Genomic DNA, 8,242 nt, shown 5'->3' on the forward strand with positions numbered 1-8,242 from the left:
TTTCTTATATAAATAGATAAATATCTTATTTTGCTTTTAATGCAGCAAAAATCAATTGCTCTAGTTCATCTGCCAATTCAGGATTGTCTCTCATCATATCTTTAGCTGCTTCGCGACCTTGTCCTAGTTTAGTTTCATTATAACTATACCACGAACCACTCTTTTTGATGATGCCCAAATCAGAGCCTAAATCAACAATTTCTCCTGCACGCGAAATTCCTTCACCGTACATGATGTCGAATTCAGCTTTACGGAATGGGGGTGCAACTTTATTTTTGACAACCTTCACACGAGTTTGGCTACCTTTTACTTCTTCGCCATCTTTCAACTGACCTATACGGCGAATATCCAGACGAACCGATGCGTAAAACTTCAAAGCATTACCACCTGTTGTAGTTTCGGGGTTACCAAACATTACGCCAATCTTATCACGCAACTGATTGATAAATATACAAGTTGTATTTGTTTTATTGATTGCAGCAGTTAGCTTACGAAGAGCTTGCGACATTAAACGAGCCTGAAGACCCATTTTTGAATCACCCATATCTCCTTCAAGTTCAGCTTTTGGAGTAAGAGCCGCAACCGAGTCAATCACTACAATATCAATTGCAGATGATCTGATCAACTGCTCAGCAATTTCTAAAGCTTGCTCACCACTATCAGGTTGAGAAATCAATAGATTGCCTATATCAACGCCTAATTTTTCGGCATAAAAACGGTCAAAAGCATGTTCAGCATCCACAAATGCAGCTATACCACCCGCTTTTTGAGCTTCTGCAATAGCATGAATTGCCAATGTTGTTTTACCTGATGATTCTGGTCCATATATTTCGATAACACGTCCACGAGGAAAACCTCCTACGCCCAACGCTGCATTCAAACCGATAGAACCGGTTGGTATAACAGCTATATCATCTATTTTCTCGTCACCCAATTTCATGATTGAGCCTTTGCCATAGCTCTTCTCAATCTTATCCATCGCTGCTTGTAAAGCTTTTAGCTTTTCGCTATTAGGAGCTACAGCATCTTTTTTTGCTTTTTCTTTTTCTTCAGCCATTATTATTTTTTGTTTTTGTTTTTTAGCTCTGTCAACCAATCCAATATTTGTTCCGCATGTTCCTTAGCTTTGATGTCTTTAGGGCTAAAAGAATGTTCTATTATGCCATTTTCATCTATCAAGAATGTAGAACGCAAGGTACCCATATATTTTTTACCGGCTAACGTTTTTTCGGCCCATATTCCAAACGCTTCGACTAATACTTTGTCTTTGTCCGACACCAAACGGAAGGGAAGCTCATATTTCTCTATAAATTTAGTATGTGATCTCTCATCGTCCACACTCACCCCTACAATTTCGTAGCCTGCCTGACGCAATTCATAGAAGTTATCTCTAAAATTGCAAGCTTCGGCTGTACATCCGGGGGTATTGTCTTTGGGATAGAAATACAAGATAAATTTACGACCTTTAAAGTCACTCGTTTTCACTTCATTTCCTGCCTGATCCGTACCTAAAACCTCAGGTATTTTATCGCCGATAGTTAGAGCCATATTGTATATATTTATTTTGAAACCAAAGATAAGATTTAATTCTTTCGACTGAAAATATTTTTCTTGTATCACACTTCCAAAGAAAACATCACATTTTCTTATTGACAGCTTTTAATAGAAAAAGAGTGACAATAAAACATAAAAACAATCTCTTTTTAAATATTTTGTATAATTTAGTGTTTTAGTAAAAACAGAGACCAACATTTAAGGATTCTCTAACAGGGGAATTGCAATTTAGTTTAAGGTATGAAGACAATTATAATTTTAGGAGACGGAATGGCCGATGAGCCGATCGAAGCTTTGGGTAATAAAACACCATTACAAGCAGCACATAAACCGTACATCGATTTACTTGCAGCAAAAGGTAAAAGCGGACTATTAGATACAATACCTGCGGGATTTAAACCCGGTAGTGAAATTGCAAACTTATCGGTTTTGGGTTACAATGTCCCTCTCGTTTTTGAAGGACGTGGCTCATTGGAAGCAGCCAGCATGGATGTTGATATTGAACCCGGAGAAATGGCTATGAGATGTAATGTTATCTGCATTGAAGATGGCAAAATTAAAAACCACTCTGCCGGACATATTTCAACGGAAGAGGCAGCCGAACTAATCCATTTTCTGGAGAAAGAATTGGGTGATGATATTGCCAGTTTTTATCCAGGAGTATCTTATCGCCATCTATTGAAAATAAAGGGTGGAAACAAGAATTTAGACTGTACAGCTCCACACGATGTATTGGGTACACCTTTCGAAGACGTACTTATAAAAGCTACAACACCTGATGCTCAGGAAACAGCAACATATCTCAATAATCTTATCATTAAATCACAGGAGTTATTGAAAGATCATCCTATAAATAAGAAACGTATTGCAGAAGGTAAAGATCCAGCTAATAGTATTTGGCCTTGGTCACCCGGATACAGACCCAAAATGCAGACGTTGCAAGAGCTTTATGGCATAAAAAGCGGCTCAGTAATATCAGCAGTCGATCTTATTATGGGAATCGGCAAATATGCAGGATTGAAACTTATACATGTAGAAGGTGCAACCGGATTATATGATACCAATTACGAAGGCAAAGCACAAGCTGCTATTGATGCACTCAAAAATGATGATTTTGTATATCTTCATATCGAAGCTAGTGACGAAGCCGGTCATGAAGGAGATTATGAGCTAAAGAAAAAGACCATAGAATACCTTGATTCTCGTGTAGTAAAAACTATTTACGAGGCTACAAAAGATTGGGATGAGCCTATTACAATAGCTATTCTCCCTGATCACCCTACCCCATGCCATTTACGTACTCATACTAATAAGCCTGTACCTTTCCTTATATACAGATCGAACAGAGAGACAGATAATGTACAAGTATATGACGAGTTTGAGTCTGCCAAAGGCGGCTTCGGCATTTTAGTAGGTCACGAATTCATGGATACTTTGTTCAAAAAATAAGGTCATTGATTCTATTTTTTTTAAATACTTTGTTACTTAGAAAACTTACTTTTTTAAACATGAAATATTACAGTACAAATAAACAAGCACAGGAAGCAACATTGCAGGAAGCTGTGGTAAAAGGTTTGGCTTCAGACAAAGGCTTGTTTATGCCCGAAAATATAAAACAATTACCTCAGTCTTTTTTTGACAAGATAGATACACTTAGTTTTCAAGAAATAGCTTATGTTGTTGCCGATGCTTTCTTTGGTGAGGACATAGAAGCCAATACTCTAAAACAAATTGTATATGATACGCTTAACTTCGATATGCCTTTGGTTCACGTAAATGATAACATCTATAGCTTAGAACTATATCACGGTCCTACATTGGCGTTTAAAGATGTGGGAGCACGTTTTATGGCTCGTTTGCTAGCCTACTTCATCAAGAAGCAAGGACAAAGCGATGTGAAAGTATTGGTTGCAACTTCGGGTGATACAGGAAGTGCCGTAGCTAATGGTTTTTTAGGTGTAGATGGCGTTCATGTCTATGTTTTATATCCTAAAGGAAAAGTCAGTAACATTCAAGAATGTCAGTTTACCACTCTCGGTCAAAACATTACAGCATTAGAGATTGAGGGAACATTTGACGATTGTCAGGCATTAGTGAAAACTGCTTTCATGGATGAAGATTTAAATAAAAAGCTAAACCTTACTTCTGCTAATTCTATAAACGTTGCCCGTTTTCTGCCTCAGGCATTTTATTATTTCCATGCTTATGCACAATTGAAGAAAATAAATAAGACTGAAAATGTAGTAGTTAGCGTACCAAGTGGAAATTTCGGTAATCTTACTGCGGGACTTATTGCTAAACGAATGGGATTACCCATCAAACGCTTTATTGCAGCCAATAACAGCAACGATATATTTTACGAATATTTGCAGACTGGCAAGTATAATCCTCGCCCATCGGTACAAACCATTGCCAATGCAATGGATGTAGGAGACCCGAGCAACTTTGCACGTATATTAGATTTATACAATCATTCTCTATCTGAAATTAAGAAAGATATCTCAGGAGAATGGTATGATGACAATACAATTAAGGATGTTGTAAAAGAAACTTATCAAAAAACGAGTTATTTACTCGATCCACATGGTGCATGTGCATATCAGGGTTTGGCTGATTATTTGGAAAAAGACGAGGTTGGTATATTCTTAGAAACAGCCCATCCTGCTAAATTTTTAGAGACAGTAGAATCTATTCTTGATAAAAAGATAGAAGTTCCATCTCCCTTACAAGCCTTTATGAAAGGGGAAAAGAAAAGTATTGCTTTAAACAAAGAATATGAAGGATTCAAAAATTCTTTATTGAAATAAGATCTTGTGTAAAATAAAGAAAAGCCAACTAAAATATGATTTAGTCGGCTTTTCTTTATTATATAGAATATATATGAGCTACTTCAAAAAGTCGCATACTAGATCAAACGTACGCTTAAATTGCTCTGTTACATCTTTCTTTATTCCTTCTAATGCAGGAAAAGGATCTTCATGCTTGTATCTATAAGGAAAGTCTAATATATCTACTTTAATGGGGATATCGCGATTAACCCCTTGCAATGTATTTATGACTTCATATGCAGGAACTACAGTATCTTCCCTTAAAGTAATTGCATATATACGATCACTCATTTCTCTAAATTTATCCTCTCTATACTTAGTAAGTGTTTTATAATTGAGCATACTTCTAAAATTGACACCTTCCGGGTGAATCCCTCCCAAATAATGTCTTAGAACTTCGTCTCGCTTCATATGGCTTTCTAAGTGCTCTACAACGTACGAATAAAGGCTTACATTAGCTTCACTATCTAATATGAATTTAGATACGGGAGATAACCTGTTAAAGACAGCTCCTCCACAAAATGATATAAATTTCGATTTTGAGAAGTAATCGTTCTTATTAGTCATCATCAATATCTCAGATAAAAAACTACCAATTGAATAAGAGAATACATCAATAGAGGCATTCGGATCTATATCTGGATGATTATCAGCTTTGATATCTTCAATTAAATCAATTACGTCATAATATGTTTGTAAACCAGACCATATAAACCGTTGTGGCTTATTATGCAATCGGGTACTAATTGCAACATTAGACAAGCTAGAGCCTATTACATCCGGATGACGTTGCTTTCGCTGCTCGCTTATCGAATACATTTCACGCATATCGCTCCATGCTGCCGGAGCCCTGTTCATATGAAATGCAATGGGGAATAAAACTACAGCCTTACCTGTCTTTTCTACAATATATTTTGCCCAAGGAAGGTATTTAGCCCAATGTTTCTCATTAAACCCATGAAACATAAATAATATCCCCTTCACTTTAGGTGTATTCTTTGGAGCTATTACATGATAACGAAATTTGATATTCTCCAAGATTTCTGCATCCTTTTTATTCAACATCTCTTGAATAATATCCGGCTCATATTCATGCTCCGACCCCGAAGGGATATATTCGTAGTCATCATTATTACCCGATCCTCCGGGCAAGATAAAACGGTATTTAGATTCAAAATTGTAATTTCTCAACACCGTATTCTCATCGAGATCAATCTCATTAGCATCGTAGCATTCGATATTTTTCAAATGCTTAAACAAATCACAATATTCCATTTTCTTTCTATTAAGTACAGTAAAAAAAATAATTATTACATTCGTTAATCTAACTCAAAACAATCAAATAACAATCCTTATATATCTATTTCTCCGATAAAAGTCGATATCCTATTCTGCAATATAAACATTTTCTTTTTTCGCAATACTCTCTTTTCAATTGTATCAATGCTTGAGTATCATAAGCATTTCTAGATCTTACTCCATACAAAGCAAATTGCTTGATAATTGAATTGGATTCAGGTTTTATCAAATCTAAGAAATTTAAAGCTCTATCGACATACGATTCGTCATTAATTCTTCTCCCATATGCAAAAACAATAGGAACAATTGCATTAATAATCATCACATCAAGTGAAGCGTCACCTATAAACTTACTCTTACGCGGCGATTCTTCTCCCAATTGATAGTGAGTCTGCCAATATTCTGATGCATTTACATGAAGAAGCAAACGTATTTGTCCCAAATCTTTACACTCTAATACTTTTGAGAATAGTCCCTGTATATTTAATAATAAACTAGCTAATTGTGCTAGTCTAATATGTGGAGTACTTGTTGGACGCACTCGTAACTTTCTGAATATCTCTTTATCCAAAGGCGTAAGTGAATATTTATTCTTTAAGAAATTATATTCATTTTGAAGCTTTTCGGTGTATACATCAGGGACAGTTATATCATCCAACATTCCTGCTTGCCCTAAAAGTAAAGCTTCTATTTGTAATGGATTATCACCCTGCTTCAAAATATAATGTAGAGGCAGGCTTAAAGCTAATCGCTGAAAAGCTTCAGAATTAAGCCCAAACCCCATAGACCTTGCTAACAAGACATAAAAAACATCGGCCCATGAGTTATTGAATCTCTCTAATAATTGCTGTATATCGCTTGATTTTCGCTCCAAACGCTCCATAAGCAAAGCATTTAACCAACCTTGCAAGTGTATTGAAGGAAACTCCTTTAAATAATTACAACAAGGAAGTGAAACATCCGAATTTAATAGAAACTCAATATTATCTCTTACATGTTTAGGGTATTGTATCTCACACTGAGGTATAGGAAGCTTCGCTTCATTATACACTTCTTTGGTAGCAAACTCTACAACATGCAATATCACCGAATTATATACTTTATTCTGATCATGCTGATGCTTAAACCATTCATCCGAAGATCTGTGTATTTCTACATTACCACTCCAAACTCTCTCTCCAACTTTTACTTTTGCATTAAAAAAATCGGGACCTTCATCCGTATTATGTAACCCTACATCTAATATTTCAATAGGAATACCATCTGTTGTTTTTAAATCCGTTTGAAAAAGTCGATGTTTCCATACATAGTGCAATAGTTGTTCCATTTGTAAATTAGTATCAAGAAAATATTCAGATTAATTAGCTTCGCGAATTTTACACCTATAAAAATAGAAAATATAAACTCTAATTGACGCATGACAAGCCAATATATTCAATAATTCACTAATAATTTGAGAAAATCATTCAATCACATAAACTAGAAAATAAAATAACAAAGGCATACAACAAATTTCAATTATATTTGTCTTATAAGAATAAACAAATTAACCTAAAAAATATCTTTATGAAACGTATTACATACCTACTAGGAATAATGCTCCTTTTTTCATCTTGTGCATCAACTTATTTCTTTTCTACAATAGATTCAGTAAATAAAGAGACAGTAAAAGATGAGCAAGGACGCCTCATAACACAAAACGATAGTCTGGATATTTATTACTCTTTTGATGGAAGTGATGGGCCTATTTTGATTACTGTGTACAATAAAGGAAAAGAACCTTTATATATTGATTGGAAACGATCGTCTATTATTATTGATGATATGGCAACTAGTTATATAGGAAAAACTATGGTATTATCTGGTTCGGCAAACGTAACTACAATCGGAAACTCATTCTATAGTAATACTTCTAGCCAATCTTCTGCGTCGCTCAACGGGGCTATAACTAAAGAACCCGAAAGCATTAGTTTCATCCCTCCAAATTCTAAGATTGAATATAAAACAATGAACTTAGCAAGCCTCAATTTTAATAAAGTGGATAATAACATATACAATAAGAGAACCAATGTGGATAAAAATGGGAATATAGTACCTGTTAAAGCAGCCAGTTTCACGAGTGGAGATGCTCCTTTACGTTTTAGAAGCTATTTGACATTATATAAAGACCCTCAGAAGCCTTTTTCCATGGAACAAGAGTTCTATATTTCCAGCTTAATAAAAACTAACAGAATTCACCCTTCAAATATGTCTAGTTTTTTCTCTGAAAGCAGTGACCTTTTCTATAGTAAAGCAAAGTAATAACTTTATATAATAATTAAAAGGAGGTGTAATTGATACACCTCCTTTTTTATTTCTAATCTATAACATCAATAAAATTGTATTATATACTTTGGTTTATTCCTTATACAATATACAGATTGCAAAGAATATGATAACTACTCTCTTATAAATTGGAATCATACATTATATTTCTTTTTGAATCTATATCTCTTCTTATTGATTGCTAATCCATTAGGTAATTTAGAGAGAGAGAGTGTGTGTGTGTGCATTCTTCGGAG

General features: G+C 34.9%; 7 protein-coding genes. 3 read left to right on the forward strand and 4 right to left on the reverse strand.

Annotated elements, in window-relative coordinates:
- Positions 1 to 25: 25 nt before the first annotated feature.
- Both recA and bcp read right to left on the reverse strand, forming a co-directional pair.
- The gene (recA, locus tag HGC4_RS09725) at positions 26 to 1,057 is read right to left on the reverse strand and encodes a recombinase RecA (protein WP_050709943.1); all 1,032 of its coding nucleotides are present in this window, start codon (positions 1,055 to 1,057) and stop codon (positions 26 to 28) included.
- A gap of 2 nt (positions 1,058 to 1,059) precedes the next feature.
- Entirely contained in the window at positions 1,060 to 1,548 is a 489-nt protein-coding gene (gene bcp / locus HGC4_RS09730; RefSeq protein WP_050709949.1) for a thioredoxin-dependent thiol peroxidase, read from the reverse strand.
- 246 nt (positions 1,549 to 1,794) lie between these two features.
- On the opposite strand from bcp, the gene HGC4_RS09735 reads away from it, so the two are divergent.
- Entirely contained in the window at positions 1,795 to 3,003 is a 1,209-nt protein-coding gene (locus tag HGC4_RS09735) for a cofactor-independent phosphoglycerate mutase (protein ID WP_050709944.1), read from the forward strand.
- Positions 3,004 to 3,062: 59 nt separating this feature from the next.
- Positions 3,063 to 4,361: a threonine synthase gene (gene thrC, locus HGC4_RS09740; protein ID WP_050709945.1), complete on the forward strand. Its 1,299-nt coding sequence runs from the start codon at positions 3,063 to 3,065 to the stop codon at positions 4,359 to 4,361.
- Between the two features lie 78 nt (positions 4,362 to 4,439).
- Here the strand turns inward: thrC and HGC4_RS09745 are convergent, their stop codons facing one another.
- Both HGC4_RS09745 and HGC4_RS09750 read right to left on the reverse strand, forming a co-directional pair.
- Complete coding sequence (locus HGC4_RS09745; RefSeq protein WP_050709946.1) at positions 4,440 to 5,657, reverse strand: DUF6051 family protein; 1,218 nt, start codon at positions 5,655 to 5,657, stop codon at positions 4,440 to 4,442.
- Positions 5,658 to 5,742: 85 nt separating this feature from the next.
- Entirely contained in the window at positions 5,743 to 7,008 is a 1,266-nt protein-coding gene (locus HGC4_RS09750; protein ID WP_050709947.1) for a DUF2851 family protein, read from the reverse strand.
- Positions 7,009 to 7,247: 239 nt separating this feature from the next.
- Here HGC4_RS09750 and HGC4_RS09755 point away from each other — a divergent pair, with 239 nt between their 5' ends.
- Entirely contained in the window at positions 7,248 to 7,982 is a 735-nt protein-coding gene (locus HGC4_RS09755) for a hypothetical protein (RefSeq protein WP_050709948.1), read from the forward strand.
- The last annotated feature ends 260 nt before the right edge of the window (positions 7,983 to 8,242 follow it).

Source organism: Dysgonomonas sp. HGC4 (genome assembly GCF_001261715.1).
In the GTDB taxonomy this organism is placed as follows: domain Bacteria; phylum Bacteroidota; class Bacteroidia; order Bacteroidales; family Dysgonomonadaceae; genus Dysgonomonas_A.

Coding starts and splice junctions, on each gene's coding strand:
- recA (WP_050709943.1), bottom strand. CDS start 1,057: ATGGCTGAAGAAAAAGAAAAAGCAAAAAAAGATGCTGTAGCTCCTAAT.
- bcp (WP_050709949.1), bottom strand. CDS start 1,548: ATGGCTCTAACTATCGGCGATAAAATACCTGAGGTTTTAGGTACGGAT.
- HGC4_RS09735 (WP_050709944.1), top strand. CDS start 1,795: ATGAAGACAATTATAATTTTAGGAGACGGAATGGCCGATGAGCCGATC.
- thrC (WP_050709945.1), top strand. CDS start 3,063: ATGAAATATTACAGTACAAATAAACAAGCACAGGAAGCAACATTGCAG.
- HGC4_RS09745 (WP_050709946.1), bottom strand. CDS start 5,657: ATGGAATATTGTGATTTGTTTAAGCATTTGAAAAATATCGAATGCTAC.
- HGC4_RS09750 (WP_050709947.1), bottom strand. CDS start 7,008: ATGGAACAACTATTGCACTATGTATGGAAACATCGACTTTTTCAAACG.
- HGC4_RS09755 (WP_050709948.1), top strand. CDS start 7,248: ATGAAACGTATTACATACCTACTAGGAATAATGCTCCTTTTTTCATCT.